The 13,496-nt window shown below is 67.9% G+C and carries 12 protein-coding genes and 1 pseudogene; 8 read left to right on the top strand and 5 right to left on the bottom strand.

Features of this window, described 5'->3' with window-relative positions; genetic code table 11:
- Positions 1-848 precede the first annotated feature (848 nt).
- Both JF542_RS16705 and JF542_RS16700 read right to left on the bottom strand, forming a co-directional pair.
- A pseudogene (locus JF542_RS16705) lies at positions 849-1,082 on the bottom strand (transposase); the annotation flags it as partial.
- Positions 1,083-1,105: 23 nt separating this feature from the next.
- The gene (locus tag JF542_RS16700) at positions 1,106-1,390 is read right to left on the bottom strand and encodes a LysR family transcriptional regulator (protein WP_007800308.1); all 285 of its coding nucleotides are present in this window, start codon (positions 1,388-1,390) and stop codon (positions 1,106-1,108) included.
- Between the two features lie 219 nt (positions 1,391-1,609).
- Between JF542_RS16700 and JF542_RS16695 the strand changes: the two genes are divergently transcribed.
- A complete protein-coding gene (locus JF542_RS16695) occupies positions 1,610-2,230 on the top strand; it encodes a MarC family protein (protein WP_007800306.1) in 621 nt (206 codons plus the stop codon).
- A 61-nt stretch (positions 2,231-2,291) separates the two neighbouring features.
- Positions 2,292-2,873: a retropepsin-like aspartic protease family protein gene (locus JF542_RS16690; protein WP_007800304.1), complete on the top strand. Its 582-nt coding sequence runs from the start codon at positions 2,292-2,294 to the stop codon at positions 2,871-2,873.
- Between the two features lie 51 nt (positions 2,874-2,924).
- On the opposite strand, the gene JF542_RS16685 is transcribed toward JF542_RS16690, so the two are convergent.
- A complete protein-coding gene (locus JF542_RS16685) occupies positions 2,925-3,383 on the bottom strand; it encodes a DNA polymerase III subunit chi (protein ID WP_207076665.1) in 459 nt (152 codons plus the stop codon).
- A gap of 59 nt (positions 3,384-3,442) precedes the next feature.
- The gene (locus tag JF542_RS16680) at positions 3,443-4,915 is read right to left on the bottom strand and encodes a leucyl aminopeptidase (protein ID WP_207076664.1); all 1,473 of its coding nucleotides are present in this window, start codon (positions 4,913-4,915) and stop codon (positions 3,443-3,445) included.
- A 149-nt stretch (positions 4,916-5,064) separates the two neighbouring features.
- On the opposite strand from JF542_RS16680, the gene lptF reads away from it, so the two are divergent.
- From lptF to rsmA, 6 genes are all read left to right on the top strand, one after another.
- Positions 5,065-6,180, top strand: coding sequence for an LPS export ABC transporter permease LptF (gene lptF / locus JF542_RS16675; RefSeq protein WP_207076673.1), 1,116 nt, complete (start codon positions 5,065-5,067; stop codon positions 6,178-6,180).
- On the top strand, positions 6,177-7,271 hold the full coding sequence (lptG, locus tag JF542_RS16670) for an LPS export ABC transporter permease LptG (RefSeq protein WP_007800297.1): 1,095 nt from the start codon (positions 6,177-6,179) through the stop codon (positions 7,269-7,271). Before lptF ends, lptG begins: the two co-directional genes overlap by 4 nt.
- Positions 7,271-9,454 (top strand): LPS-assembly protein LptD, encoded by a 2,184-nt coding sequence (locus JF542_RS16665; RefSeq protein WP_007800295.1) that lies wholly within the window; start codon positions 7,271-7,273, stop codon positions 9,452-9,454. Before lptG ends, JF542_RS16665 begins: the two co-directional genes overlap by 1 nt.
- Positions 9,445-10,677: a peptidylprolyl isomerase gene (locus tag JF542_RS16660; RefSeq protein WP_207076663.1), complete on the top strand. Its 1,233-nt coding sequence runs from the start codon at positions 9,445-9,447 to the stop codon at positions 10,675-10,677. Before JF542_RS16665 ends, JF542_RS16660 begins: the two co-directional genes overlap by 10 nt.
- Positions 10,674-11,663: a 4-hydroxythreonine-4-phosphate dehydrogenase PdxA gene (gene pdxA / locus JF542_RS16655; RefSeq protein WP_242533799.1), complete on the top strand. Its 990-nt coding sequence runs from the start codon at positions 10,674-10,676 to the stop codon at positions 11,661-11,663. Before JF542_RS16660 ends, pdxA begins: the two co-directional genes overlap by 4 nt.
- Positions 11,664-11,742: 79 nt before the next feature.
- Positions 11,743-12,579, top strand: a complete 837-nt coding sequence (rsmA, locus tag JF542_RS16650) for a 16S rRNA (adenine(1518)-N(6)/adenine(1519)-N(6))-dimethyltransferase RsmA (RefSeq protein WP_207076662.1) — start codon at positions 11,743-11,745, stop codon at positions 12,577-12,579.
- 90 nt (positions 12,580-12,669) lie between these two features.
- Here rsmA and JF542_RS16645 read toward each other — a convergent pair whose 3' ends face one another.
- Positions 12,670-13,392, bottom strand: coding sequence for a DUF4167 domain-containing protein (locus JF542_RS16645; protein WP_207076661.1), 723 nt, complete (start codon positions 13,390-13,392; stop codon positions 12,670-12,672).
- Positions 13,393-13,496 lie beyond the last annotated feature (104 nt).

Genomic DNA, 13,496 nt, shown 5'->3' with positions numbered 1-13,496 from the left:
TTGAAACCTTGGCCCGCGTCACCGACAATCCAACCGTCAGGCTGCCCGCAGTGGCATCCTGATCAGGCCCGGACCTCTCCGAAGGTCGACGCTCCTACACCATGCCGTGGGGCACTATCTCTTGGCAGTTTGGTTACACCAGAGATTTTACCAAGCCCAGCATGGTGTTCTTGATCTTTCGATCACGGGTCCCGAACGGGTACCAAACCATGACGATCTGCCAATACCTTCACCGACGCGCTGACGACCTTTACTTCCGGCGCCGGATTCCGGGGTCCTCCCGAGAAAATCGCCCCATCATGCTTCGCCTGCCGATGTGGGACGAAAAATTCGCGCATACGTCGATAGAAATCCTCTCCCGGGAGTTCATCACGTTGTTCGAGTCCTTTGTCTGCCTGCAGCCACCTCTGCCCGACACTCTGGTCCACGCGTATATCCACGCGACGCTCTCCGAGTCGCTGGAGACGATCCGCAGGCAGCACCGCATGACGCGCATGTCCGGCCGCGTTCGCCCTGAAGACGGAATGCGGCGCGATGCCCTGCTGGTCGCGATCGAAAGCCTCGTCGAGGATGGGCTGCAGAAGACATTTCCTCCCTCCGCAATTAATCCGGATTGGTCTCCCGCCTGCCTTGAGGCCGTGGTTCACCAGCATGCGACGGAGCGCGACGCCATCCTGTCCCCGCAACGGACCGAACAGCTGTGCGAGACGTTCCGGACGATTTCCGGTTTCGCACCTTACGGTCTGGAGCACATCGGCCAGATCCGCGAGGCTTTCCTCATGGCGCGCGCAAACGCGCTGAGATCTCTGACGAGCCAGCTTGCGACACAGAAAGAGGCAGCAGGCCATGGCAACCATTCCGGTCGTTTGCTGAAGCGGCAGGCCGAAGAGCACCTTGATGATCAGACAGAACTGGATGGCGGCGTCGGAGAAGACCGGCGGACGTCCGGGCTTGCCTGCGTTCGGCGCAAGCCAGTCCATGTCCCGGTCTAGCCAGACGAGCAGAGGTCCGCGCCGCTTCAGCGCGTCGTTATAAGATTTCCGGCTGGTCGTACGGTAGGGGGCAGGTTCGAGCTTGCTCATGGCAGGCTCTTAACCCACCGGATTCACGCAGTTAATCCCGGAGGCTGATGAGTTCTGCAACAACGCCCATCGACCTGCCCGACCGCCCCGAGAATCCTCTGCGCCTCCTCGTAGAACAGCCGTCCGTTGTCGGTCAGCGACATCGACCGCGTCGACCGGGTCAGGAGGCTGGCGGCAAGGCTTTGCTCGAGCAGTTTCACCTCGCGGCTCAGCAAAGCCGGCGACACGCCGAGGTCTTCCGCCGCGCGGGCAAAGCTGCCGCGTTCGACAATGCGACAGAAGGCGTTCATGACCGAGAGCTTGTCCATGCCCCATCCAAAGCACGATCCCTGCGAGAGCGAAACCAGCAAAGCGTTGATCGCGCAGAGATCCCGCCACGCCGCAGGCCAAACGGCCCGCGCTCGCGGAGGGCGATCCGGCGCGGCGGGAAGGCGGCGACGGGCAGCCCCTTTCCTCCCGCGCCCGCGCGACCCAATCAGGTGAACACCGCGCTGGACAGGCCGGGCGCGCCGTCCTACCCCTGAGCCATGGACAGCGCCTTTCTCATCACCGCCTTCGCCACGCTTTTCGTGGTGATCGACCCGATCGGGCTCACCCCGATCTTCATCGCGCTGACCTCCGGGGCGGACAGCCGGCACCGTCGCATCCTCGCTCTGCGCTCCTGCGGCATCGCCATCGCGATCCTGATGCTCTTCACCTTCTTCGGCGAGCAGGTACTGGGCTTCATCGGCATCTCGATGCCCGCATTTCGCATCGCCGGCGGCATCCTGCTCTTCCTGACCGCGCTCGACATGCTGTTCGAGCGCCGCTCCAAGCGGCGCGAGGACAAGGCCGGGGAGGAAGACGCCCTGCCCGACCCGTCGGTCTTTCCCATCGCAATCCCGCTGATTGCCGGCCCCGGCGCCATCGCCACGATGATCCTGCTCGTGGGTCAGACCGGCTCGGCGCTCGAGATGGCGGCGGTGATCGGCGTGATGATCTCGGTGCTGCTGATCGTGCTGATGATGTTTCTCGCGGCCCCCATCATCGAGCGCCTACTCGGCCATACCGGCATCGTCGTGGTCACGCGGCTGCTGGGGATGTTGCTCGCAGCGCTCTCGGTGCAGTTCGTCATCGATGGGCTGCGCAACATCGGTGCGGTCGGATAAACCCTGTTATCCTGCGCCGGAGCCTCTACATTGAGGGAAACGCCCCGCCACGGATGAGACCATGACAGGACACGAATACGGACGTCTGGCCTATCTCGGCCTGCTCGCACTGGCGCTGGTCCTGTGGTTCTTCTTCCGCGACCGCACCCGGCTCGGCCTCAAGCTGCAATATCTGGGCGTCTGGGCGCTGATCCTGCTCGGCGCCATTGCGGCGGTCGGGCTCTGGGGCGACATCCGGCAGACAGTCATGCCGCAGCAGGCGGTGTTCGCCGAGGACGGTCGCGTCGCGCTGCCCCGCGCGCCCGACGGGCACTATTACGTCTCGCTCGATCTCAACGGCGTGCCCACGCGCTTCGTGGTCGACACCGGCGCCACCGGCATGGTGCTGTCGCGCAACGATGCCGAGCGCGCCGGGCTGACGCCGGATCAGCTGATCTTCCGCGGCCAGGCCAACACCGCCAACGGCATGGTGCGCACCGCGCCGGTGCGGCTCGAGAGCGTGGGTCTGGGGCCTTTCACCGACCGCAACGTCCGCGCCTATGTCAACGAGGGCGAGATGCGGACCTCGCTTCTGGGCATGAGCTACCTGCAGCGCTTCGACCGGCTGGAAATCTCGAACGGACAGCTGATCCTCGAGCGCTGAACCGGGCGATCCGGAACGACCGGGCAGGCAGCGCCGCGATGGCGGCGCCGCTCAGGCCTCGGCCTTTTTCTCCCAGCGGCCGCTCTCTTCCGACCAGTATTGCGCCTTGCACCCGGCGCCCGTGAGCGCCCGCCACTGGCCGCGCGCCGCGTCGAGCGCCATGCCGTCATGGCCATCGAAGAGGATGCAGACCCGTTCGAGCCGGTTGACCTCCTCGGGCGCCACGCCCGCGCCGTCCACCGCCATCAGGCAGGCGGGATCGTTGGGCAGCGCCTCCTGCACCGTGAGCAGCACCGGCTGCAATGCATCGTGCTTTCCCCCCGCCTGCCCATGCGGCAGGAAGCCGTCCTCGGGCCCCATCCAGAGCCTCTGATCGAGCCAGTCCATGCGCCCGGGATCGGTGCCGCGCACCGCCACGCGCCAGCCCGCCGCCAACGACTTCTCAAGCAAGAGCGGCAGCGTCGCCTCGAGCGGGCGCTGGGTCAGGTGGTAGAAATAGGCCGCCCCCATCTCAGCCTCCCGCGATCGCGAGGCTCAGGGCGCGGCCGGCCAAAGCGGCGGCCATGGGCTCAGCCCTCCTTGCTCTCGAACCCCTCGCGCACCAGCCGATCGAGCGCCATGACGCCCCAGCCGGTGGCGCCCTTCGGTGCCAGCGTGCTCTCGGACTTGAGCGAGGCGACCCCGGCGATGTCGAGATGGATCCACGGCATCTCGTCCTTGACGAAACGCTTGAGAAACTGTGCCGCGGTGATCGAGCCGCCGGGGCGTCCGCCGACGTTCTTCATGTCGGCAATGGGGGATTTCAGCATGTCGTCATAGGCCTTGCCGAGCGGCATCCGCCAGGCGCCCTCGCCTTCGGTCTCGGCGGCCTTGAGGAAGCCCGCGGCGAAGCGCTCGTCGTTGGAGTAGACCGCGGCGTTCTCGTGCCCCAGCGCCACGATGCAGGCGCCCGTAAGGGTGGCGAGATCGACCATCGCGGCGGGCGTCTCGAATTCCTGCGCGTACCAGAGCACGTCGCTGAGAACGAGCCGGCCCTCGGCATCGGTGTTGATGACCTCGATCGTGTCGCCCTTCATCGAAGTGACCACGTCGCCCGGGCGCACGGCATTGCCCGAGGGCATGTTCTCGACCAGCCCGACGAGCCCGGTGACGTTGGCCTTGGCCTTGCGCAGCGCCAGCGCCTTCATAACGCCCGAGACCACGCCCGCGCCGCCCATGTCCATCGTCATGTCTTCCATGCCGCCGGCAGGCTTCAGAGAGATGCCGCCGGTGTCGAAGACCACGCCCTTGCCGACCAGCGCCAGCGGCGCGCCCTCGCCGCCCTTCCAGCGCATGATCACCAGCTTCGAGGGCGACACCGAGCCCTGCCCGACACAGAGCAGCGCGCCCATGCCAAGCTCTTCCATGCGGTCCTCGTCGATCACCTCGACCTCGACACCCAGCTCGCGCAGCCCCTCGAGCCGCGCGGCGAACTCGGTGGTGGTCAGCACGTTGGCAGGCTCGCTAACCAGATCGCGGGTGAAGAACACCCCGCCGGCCACCGCCAGCATCGGCGCCACGGCCGCCTCGATCTCGGCCGGCTTCGAGCAGAACACATGCGCCGGGGCCAGAGCCGTGCCCTTGTCGCTCTTGTGGTCGGTGAAGGTGTAGCCGCGCAGCGCAAGGCCGAGCAACGCCTGCTCTAGCCCGATCTGGCTCTCGCCCAGCACCGTGACCGGACGCGATCCCGCCGCCTTGGCGATGGCGGCGCCCGCCTTGCGCGCATCGGCGACATCCGGCCGGCGCTCGAGCTTCACGATATCGACCGCCTCGGCTTCCATGCCGGAGGGATAGGAGAGGCTCACCACGCTGCCGGCAGGCTTTTTCGCCCACCCCTCATCGGCCACGGCGCGGGCCACCGCACCCTTGGTCAGCCGGTTCAGCCGCCGCGCGCCGCGTCCGAGCTTTCCCGCGCTGTCGATGAAGACGGCGACGCGGCCTTCCGCGCCCGCCACGGCGTCGAGATCGGTTTCGGCAAAGGTGAACTCGCGCAGATCGGTCATCATGCTCTCCTGTTGTCTTTCCCTCAGAGTCGTAGAGCCGCGTGACGGCATTGACCAGAGGCAGCTTTTCCAGCACATACCAATCCGATAGCTTGGACCGCAGCACAGGATCTGGAGGGCACATACGCGTGCAGAGATTCGACAGATACATGCTGTCGCAACTCATGGTGGTGTTTGGGTTTTTCGCCCTGGTGCTCGTCATGGTCTATTGGGTCAACGCGTCGGTCAGCCTGTTCGACGAGCTGATCACCGATGGCCACTCGGCCCGCATCTTCCTCGAGTTCAGCCTGCTCAGCCTGCCCGGCGTCATCGCGCTGGTGCTGCCGATGGCAGCCTTCGGCGCGGCGGTCTACGTGACCAACCGCATGTCCAACGAATCCGAGATGACGGTGCTGCAGGCCGGCGGGCTGTCGCCGTGGCGGCTGGGCCGCCCGGTGCTGGTCTTCGGACTGCTGATCGCTCTGATGATGTCGGTGCTGACCCATGCGCTGGTGCCCGCCTCGGTGGCGCAGCTGCGCGATCGCGAAAGCGAGATCTCCGAGTCGGTGGCCGCACGGCTGCTGCACGAGGGCACCTTCCTGCACCCGGCCCGCGGGGTGACCTTCTACATCCGCGAGATCACCGACGATGGCGAGCTGCGCGATGTCTATCTCAGCGACCGCCGCAACGACCAGCGGACCGTGACCTATACCGCCGAGACCGCCTATGTCACCCGTGACGAAGGCGGGCCGAAGCTGACCATGCGCAGCGGGTTGGCGCAGGAGCTTCAGACAAAGGACCTGACCCTTTCGACGACCAATTTCACCGATCTGACCTATGACATCAGCGGGCTGATCACCTCAGGCGGCTCCGAGCGGCGCCGGGCGCGGCAGATCCCGACGCTGGAGCTGCTGACCCAAACCGAGGCGGTGGCCGAGGAGGTCAATGACAGCATCGGCGAGGTGCTCGAAGAGGCGCACAACCGCTTCCAGATGCCGCTGCTCTGCGTGGTCGCCGCGCTGATCGGCTATGCCGCGCTGATGACCGGCACGTTCTCGCGCTTCGGCGTCACCAAGCAGATTGTCGGCGCGATCTTCCTGCTGGTTCTGGTCAAGCTGGTCGAGAGCGCCATCACCGAACCCGTGCGCTCGACCCCGGCGTTCTGGCCACTGGTCTACCTCCCCAGCCTCGTGGGTTTCGCGCTGGCCGCCGTGCTGCTCTGGCGCGCGGCGCGGCCGTTCCGCCCCGAGCGCCGGCGCGGGCAAGATGCCGAGGTGGCCGCATGATCCTGCACCGGTATTTCGCCCGCCGCTTCCTGACCATGTTCCTGTCGATCCTGACAGTCTTTGCGCTGTTTCTCGCACTGCTCGATCTGGTCGATCAGCTGCGCCGCTTCGGCAGCGACGTGAGTTTCGGGCAGGTCGTCTACCTGACGCTTCTGAACCTGCCCTCCGGTCTCTACGAGATCCTGCCGCTGGTGATGATCCTCGCCACCGCCGCACTGTTCCTGATGATGGCACGCAGCTCCGAGCTGGTGGTGGTGCGCGCCGCCGGGCGCTCGGGCCTGACGGCTCTCGCCGGTCCTGTGGCGGTCGCCCTGGTGATCAGCGGCGTGTCGGTCGCCATTTTGAACCCGATCGTCGCGGCGACCTCGCGGCAGTCTTCGGATCTCACCGAGAGTTACAAGAGCAACGGCGCCTCGACGATCTCGATCGGGCGCGAGGGGCTGTGGCTGCGCCAGGGCGGCGACGAAGGAGATACGGTGATCCGTGCCGCGCGCGCCAACCCCGACGCCACCGTGCTCTACGAGGTGAGCTTCGTCGAATACGAGGCCGAGAGCGGCCCGCTGCGCCGCATCGAGGCCGAGGAAGCGGCGCTTCAGGACGGTGCCTGGGTGCTGCGCGACGCCAAGGCCTGGCCGCTGCAGAGCGGGCGTTCGCCCGAGGGCATGTCGGAGCGGTTCGAGCGCCTCGAGCTACCGTCGGACCTCACTCAGGACGGTATCCGCGACCGCTTCGGCAAGCCGTCCTCGGTAGCGATCTGGGACCTGCCGGAGTTCATCGAAGGGCTCGAGATGGCCGGCTTCTCGGCCCGGCGCCACGTCGTCTGGCTGCAGATGGAACTGGCCCGGCCGGTCTTCCTCGTGGCGATGGTGTTGGTCGCCGCGGGCTTCACCATGCGCCCCGCCCGGCTTGGCCGCACCGGCTTGCATGTACTGGCGGCGGTGCTTCTGGGCTTCGGCCTCTACTACGTGCGGAACTTCGCGCAGATCATGGGCGAGAACGGCCAGCTGCCGCCGATCCTCGCCGCGTGGATTCCGCCCATTGCCTCGCTGCTGCTCGCGCTGGGGCTTGTCCTGCAGATGGAGGACGGCTGATGAAGACCGCCCGCGCCGCGTGGCTCGCCGCCCTGCTGGCGATGACCGCCCCTGCGCCGCTCTTGGCGCAGACCGTGACCGTGGCCGCCGATGCCTCCGACGAAGGTTCCGAGCCGGCGCTGCTCGTCGCCGACCAGGTGTTCGTCGAGGACGGCTCGCGGCTTGTCGCCACCGGCAATGTCGAGGCGCTGCATGACGGCATACGCCTGAGCGCGACCCGCATCCTGTTCGATCAGGACGCCGGCCTGCTGACCATCGAGGGCCCGATCCGCATCACCGACGAGGCCGGAAACCAGCTGCTCGCCGATGCCGCCGAAATGGAGGAGGGTCTGCGCAACGGCCTGCTCAGCGGCGCGCGGATGGTGATGGACGACCAGCTCCAGCTTGCCGCCGTCGAAGCGCAGCGGGTCGGCGGGCGCTACACCCAGCTCAGCCGCGTCGCGGTGACCTCCTGCCAAGTCTGCGGCCGCAACGAGACGCCGCTCTGGCAGATCCGCGCCGACCGGGTGATCCACGACCAGGACGCGCGCCAGCTCTACTTCGAGGGCGCCCAACTGCGGGTGCTCGACGTGCCGATCCTGTGGGTACCGCAGCTGCGGCTGCCCGATCCCACCCTCGAGCGCGCCCGCGGCTTCCTGACCCCGACGCTTCGCAGCACCTCGCTGCTGGGCACCGGTCTGCGCCTTCCCTATTTCATCCCGATCGGCGACCATCAGGACCTGACCCTGACCCCGTACCTGTCGAGCGAGACCCGCACCCTCGAGGCGCGCTACCGCCGCGCCTTCACCTATGGCAACATCGAGCTCAACGGTGCGATCACCAAGGACTCGCTGCTGCCCGGCGACACCCGCGGCTACTTCTTTGCCGCGGGCGAATTCGCGCTGCGCAACGGGTTCCGCTTCGATTTCGACATCGAGACCGTCTCGGACGACTCGTATTTCAACGACTACGACTACGGCGACAACGAGCGCCTCGACAGCGCCTTCACCCTCAGCCGCGCCCGTCGGGACGATTTCTTCTCGACCGATCTGATCTACTACGAGACGCTGCGCGCCGCCGAAGACGACGAGACCCAGCCCTCGGTGATGGTGAACACCGAGTACGAGCGACGGTTCTTCCCCGATCGCATCGGCGGCGAGTTCCGGCTCGGGGCGATCCTGCACGGCCATTACCGGCGCTCGGATCTCGACATCGACAGCGATGACGAGGACAGCGTGGTCGACGGGCGCGACATGGCGCGTCTCAGCGCCGAGGCCAGCTGGCGGCGGCGCTGGACGCTGGCGGGCGGCCTCCGGCTTGGCGTGCTGGGGCAGCTCTGGGCCGACCGCTACGCGGTCTGGGACGATGCCAGCGCCGATGCCGAGGCGTCGCAGCTTACGCCGGGTGCCTCGGTGGAGCTGCGCTGGCCGCTGGTCAACAGGCAAGCCTTCGGCGGCCGTTCGCTGCTCGAGCCGGTGGCACAGGTCGGCTGGATCGGCGGCGACCGACCCAACATTCCCAATGACGAGAGCACCCGCGTCGAGTTCGACGAGGCGAACCTGCTGTCGCTCAGCCGCTTCCCTGCGAGCGACCGCCACGAGCGCGGTCTCGTGGGGGCGGCCGGGCTGCGCTGGCAGCACCAGGCGCCCACCGGCTGGACCGCAGGCGTCACCGTCGGACGGGTCTGGCGCGAGCAGGTCGACGACGATTTCGGCCGCTCTTCCGGTCTCGATGGCAAGACCTCGGACTGGCTGATCTCGGGGGGGTTCGCCAACCCGCTCGGGCTCAGCCTCTCGGCCCGCGGCCTGCTCGACTCGAACGGCGAGTTCGACAAGGGCGAGGCCCGCGCGAGCTGGTTCAACGACCGCACCGAGCTTGACGCTTCCTACCTTCTGCTCCTTGCCGACCCGCTCGAGGACCGTGACGAGAGCCAGGCGGAGTGGCGCTTCGAAGGCCGCTACCGGATCAGCCGCCACTGGACCGGCTCGGGAGAGTGGCGCTACGATCTCGCGGACCGCCGGGTTGACCGCGCCGGTCTGGGGCTGCAATACCGCAACGAATGCGTTCAGGTGGAAGCGTCGGTCTTGCGCCGTTTCGCTTCCTCGACCAACCTCGAACCGTCCACGGAGTTCGACCTCACGGTCGCCCTGACAGGCTTCGGCACCGCCGCAAGCGACAAGGAGTATCGACGCACATGCAAATGACCCCTGCCCGCCTTCTTCGCGCCCTCACCCTGACGGCCGGGCTGGCGCTGACCGTGACGCCGGGCACGGCACCGGCGCAGAACCTCTTCGCCCCCGCCATCACCGTCGACGAGATGGTGATCACCGGCTACGAGATCGAGCAGCGGCGCCGCATGATGACCCTGCTGAACGCCCCGGGCAACGTCAACGAGCTGTCGCGCGAGCAGCTGATCGACGACCGGCTGCGGCTCAAGGCGGCGCGCGCGGCCGGCATCGAGCCCTCCGAACAGGACATCCTCGACGGCATGGACGAGTTCGCCGGCCGCGCAGACCTAAGTCGCGAGCAATTCGTCGCCGTGCTCAACCAGGGCGGCGTCGACGAAGAGACATTCCGCGATTTCGTCCGCGCCGGCACCGCCTGGCGCGATCTGGTGCGGGCGCAGTTCGCCTCGCGCACCCAGGTCACCCCCGAAGAGGTCGACCGGGCGCTGGCCAGCGGCGGCGGAAGCTCCGACGTGCGGGTCCTGCTCTCCGAGATCATCATGCCGATCAATGCCCAGAACGCCGAGTCCGTGCAGGCCCGTGCCGAGCGCATTTCGCAGATGACTTCGACCGCGGATTTCTCTGCACAGGCACGGCAGTATTCCGCCACAGCGACGCGCGACAATGGCGGCCGTTTGCCGTGGCGCGATCTCACCGAACTGCCGCCGCAGATCCGCTCGCTCGTGCTTGGGCTGGCGCCGGGCGAGGTCACCGACCCGCTGCCGATCCAGGGCGCGGTGGCGCTGTTCCAGCTGCGCGACATCGAAGAGACCGGCTATACCCGCCCGGACTACGCAGCCATCGATTACGCCGCCTACTACATGGCCGGCGGCCGGTCGCCCGAGACCCTTGCCCAGGCGCGGGTGCTGGCCGAACGGATTGACCGCTGCGACGATCTCTATGCCGTCGCCAAGGGCCAGCCCGAGGAGGTGCTCGACCGTGGCGCCCTGCCGCCCACCGAGATCCCGACCGACATCGCCTACGAGCTCTCCAAGCTCGATCCCGGCGAGGTGTCGACCGCGCTGACGCGCGCCGATGGCCAGACGCTGGTGTTCCTGATGCTCTGCGGCCGCACCGCCGCGGTGGCCGAGGATGCCGATCGCAGCCAGGTCGAGATCGGCCTGCGCAACCGCCGCCTGAGCGAGGTCTCCGACAGCTACCTCGCGCAGCTGCGCGCCAACGCGCGCATCGTCGAGCAATGAGCCCTCGGCCCGCCCCCGTGGCGATGAGCTGCGGGGAGCCCTCGGGCATCGGCCCGGAGCTCGCGGAAGCCGCTTGGAAGGCGCTCGGCGCGGCGCTGCCCTTCGTCTATCTCGGCGCACCGGAGCATCTGCCCGGCACCGTTCCCCACATCGTGGTGGAGCGCGCCGAGGAGGCGGCGCAGGCCGCCAAGGACGGCCTGCCGGTTCTGGCGCTCGACATCCCCGGCCCGCGCGTGCCGGGCACGCCGCAGCCGACCCAGGCCGCAGGGGTCATCGCCTCGATTGCCCGCGGTGTCGGGCTGGTGCAGGAGGGAGCGTGCTCGGCACTCTGCACCCTGCCGATCTCCAAGCAGGCGCTGGCCGAGGGCGCGGGCTTCGCCTATCCCGGCCATACCGAGTATCTCGCCGCCCTCGGCGGGGTCGACGAGGTGGTGATGATGCTGGCCTCGGACGAGCTGCGGGTGGTGCCGGCCACGATCCACATCCCGGTCTCCGAGGTGCCCTCGGCGCTCACCCCCGCGCTGCTCGAGAAACGCCTGCGCATCACCCATGCGGCGCTGATCGAGCGCTTCGGCATCAGCGCGCCGCGCATCGCCGTGGCCGGCCTCAACCCGCATGCAGGCGAAGGCGGGCGCATGGGCCGCGAGGAGATCGAGCTGATCTCGCCGGTGCTCGAGAAACTGCGCACCGAGGGCATGGATCTGATCGGCCCGCTGCCCGGCGACACCATGTTCCATGCCGAGGCGCGGGCAGGCTATGACGCGGCGGTGGCGATGTATCACGACCAGGCGCTGATCCCGATCAAGACGCTGGCCTTCGACCGTGGGGTCAACGTCACGCTCGGCCTGCCCTTCATCCGCACCTCGCCCGATCACGGCACCGCCTTCGGCATCGCAGGACAGGGCGTGGCCAACCCGACCTCGACCATCGAGGCGCTGCGCATGGCGTGGCGGATGGCCGGGGGAGAGCTGGAGGGCGCCGCGTGAGCGGGGCGGTCGTTGCGGGGGCGCTGCCCCCGTCCGCCGGGGGCGGACTCCCCCGAGGTATTTTGGAACCAGAGAAGACATGAGCGCCATCGACGGGCTTCCACCGCTGCGCGAGGTGATCGCCTCGCATGATCTGTCGGCGAAAAAATCGCTTGGGCAGAACTTCCTGCTCGACCTGAACCTCACCGCCAAGATCGCGCGGCAGGCGGGCGACCTGTCGGGCATGGACGTGCTCGAGATCGGGCCGGGCCCGGGCGGGCTGACCCGCGGGCTGCTGGCCGAGGGCGCGCGCAAGGTGCTGGCGATCGAGAAGGACACCCGCTGCCTCCCGGCGCTGGCAGAGATCGCCGGGGCCTATCCTGACCGGCTCGAGGTGATCTCGGGCGATGCGCTGCAGATCGACCCTCTGGCGCATCTGACGCCGCCGATCGCGATCTGCGCCAACCTGCCCTACAATGTCGGTACCGAGCTTCTGGTGCGCTGGCTGACCCCGGAGGACTGGCCGCCATTCTGGCAGACCCTGACGCTGATGTTCCAGCGCGAGGTGGCCGAGCGCATCGTGGCGCAGCCGGGATCCAAGGCCTATGGCCGGCTGGCGGTACTGGCACAGTGGCGCACCGAGGCGCGCATCGTGCTCAGCCTGCCGCCCGGCGCCTTCACCCCGCCCCCCAAGGTCTCCTCGGCGGTGGTGCATCTGCGCGCCCTGCCCGAGCCGCGTTTTCCGGCAGAGCGCGCCGTGCTCGAGCGCGTGGTGGCCGCGGCCTTCAACCAGCGCCGCAAGATGCTGCGCGCCGCGCTGAAGGGGCTGGCGCCGGATATCGAAGACCGGCTCGAGGCTGCGGGCATCGCCCCCACCGAGCGCGCCGAGCAGGTCTCGCTCGAGCAGTTCTGCGCCCTGGCCCGGGCGCTGGCCTGACACCCGCGAGCCGCGTCACGCACCAGAAAAGAAAAGACGCCATCTCCGCGGCTGGAGATGGCGTCTTTTTTGTCTCGAAGGTGGCGTGCCTTACTCGGCGGCGTCGGGCGTCGGTGCCTCGTCGCTGCTGGCCGGCTTGCGGCTGCGACTGGTCTTCTTCGCGGGCTTTTCGCTGGCCTCGGCCGGCTCGCCCTCGGCAGAGGGCTCTGCCTTCTTGCGCGGGCTGCGACGGGTGCGCTTGGGCTTGTCCTCGGTCGGCGCAGGCGACGGGGCCGAGCGGTTCTCGGGGGTCTCGACCAGGCCTGACTCAGTGCCCTCGCTCGTGTCGATGACGTCGTCCTGAGCGGCAGGCTTCGGCTCGGACCGCTGCTCTGCCCGCGGCGCCGGCTGCGGTTGCTCGCCATTGCCATTACCATTGCCATTGCCACCGTCGGGCTGGCCCTGGTTGCTGTCGCGATCTTCGCGCTCGGCGCTCTTCTGCGCGTCGCGCTCAGCACGCTCCTTGTCGCGCTGCGCCTGACGCTCGCGGTTCTCGCGCTCCTGCTGCTCGCGCTTGGCGTCGACCTCGCGCTGCGCTTCGGAGAGCATGCGCAGGTAATGCTCGGCGTGTTGCTGGAAGTTTTCCGCAGCCACCCGGTCATTGCCAAGCGCCGCATCACGGGCCAGCTGGTTGTACTTGTCGATGATCTGCTGCGGCGTGCCGCGCACCTTGCCCTCGGGGCCATTGCTGTCGAACACACGGTTGACGACGTTGCCCAGCGAGTTGCGGTTGCGGTTGTTCTTCGACCGCGAACGGGATTTCGAGGATCGCATCTGTTCTGCTATCAGCCTTGTGTCTGACTGTCCCTGTGACCCTGCGGCGCCTCTGGCGCCATCGTGTGCGGGGTCACATCAATGTTGGGTTGAAGTCGGGCGGG

Origin of the sequence: Salipiger bermudensis, from assembly GCF_017309175.1 — a bacterium.
GTDB lineage: Bacteria > Pseudomonadota > Alphaproteobacteria > Rhodobacterales > Rhodobacteraceae > Salipiger > Salipiger bermudensis.
This window is presented reverse-complemented; position numbering and strand designations above follow the sequence as displayed.

Bases quoted from the DNA above. Each gene is read 5' to 3' on its own strand.
- lptG (WP_007800297.1), top strand. From the start codon at position 6,177: ATGATCCTGCACCGGTATTTCGCCCGCCGCTTCCTGACCATGTTCCTG.
- lptF (WP_207076673.1), top strand. From the start codon at position 5,065: ATGCTGTCGCAACTCATGGTGGTGTTTGGGTTTTTCGCCCTGGTGCTC.
- JF542_RS16700 (WP_007800308.1), bottom strand. From the start codon at position 1,390: ATGGACAAGCTCTCGGTCATGAACGCCTTCTGTCGCATTGTCGAACGC.
- JF542_RS16695 (WP_007800306.1), top strand. From the start codon at position 1,610: ATGGACAGCGCCTTTCTCATCACCGCCTTCGCCACGCTTTTCGTGGTG.
- JF542_RS16680 (WP_207076664.1), bottom strand. From the start codon at position 4,915: ATGACCGATCTGCGCGAGTTCACCTTTGCCGAAACCGATCTCGACGCC.
- JF542_RS16685 (WP_207076665.1), bottom strand. From the start codon at position 3,383: ATGGGGGCGGCCTATTTCTACCACCTGACCCAGCGCCCGCTCGAGGCG.
- JF542_RS16690 (WP_007800304.1), top strand. From the start codon at position 2,292: ATGACAGGACACGAATACGGACGTCTGGCCTATCTCGGCCTGCTCGCA.
- JF542_RS16645 (WP_207076661.1), bottom strand. From the start codon at position 13,392: ATGCGATCCTCGAAATCCCGTTCGCGGTCGAAGAACAACCGCAACCGC.
- JF542_RS16665 (WP_007800295.1), top strand. From the start codon at position 7,271: ATGAAGACCGCCCGCGCCGCGTGGCTCGCCGCCCTGCTGGCGATGACC.
- rsmA (WP_207076662.1), top strand. From the start codon at position 11,743: ATGAGCGCCATCGACGGGCTTCCACCGCTGCGCGAGGTGATCGCCTCG.
- JF542_RS16660 (WP_207076663.1), top strand. From the start codon at position 9,445: ATGCAAATGACCCCTGCCCGCCTTCTTCGCGCCCTCACCCTGACGGCC.
- pdxA (WP_242533799.1), top strand. From the start codon at position 10,674: ATGAGCCCTCGGCCCGCCCCCGTGGCGATGAGCTGCGGGGAGCCCTCG.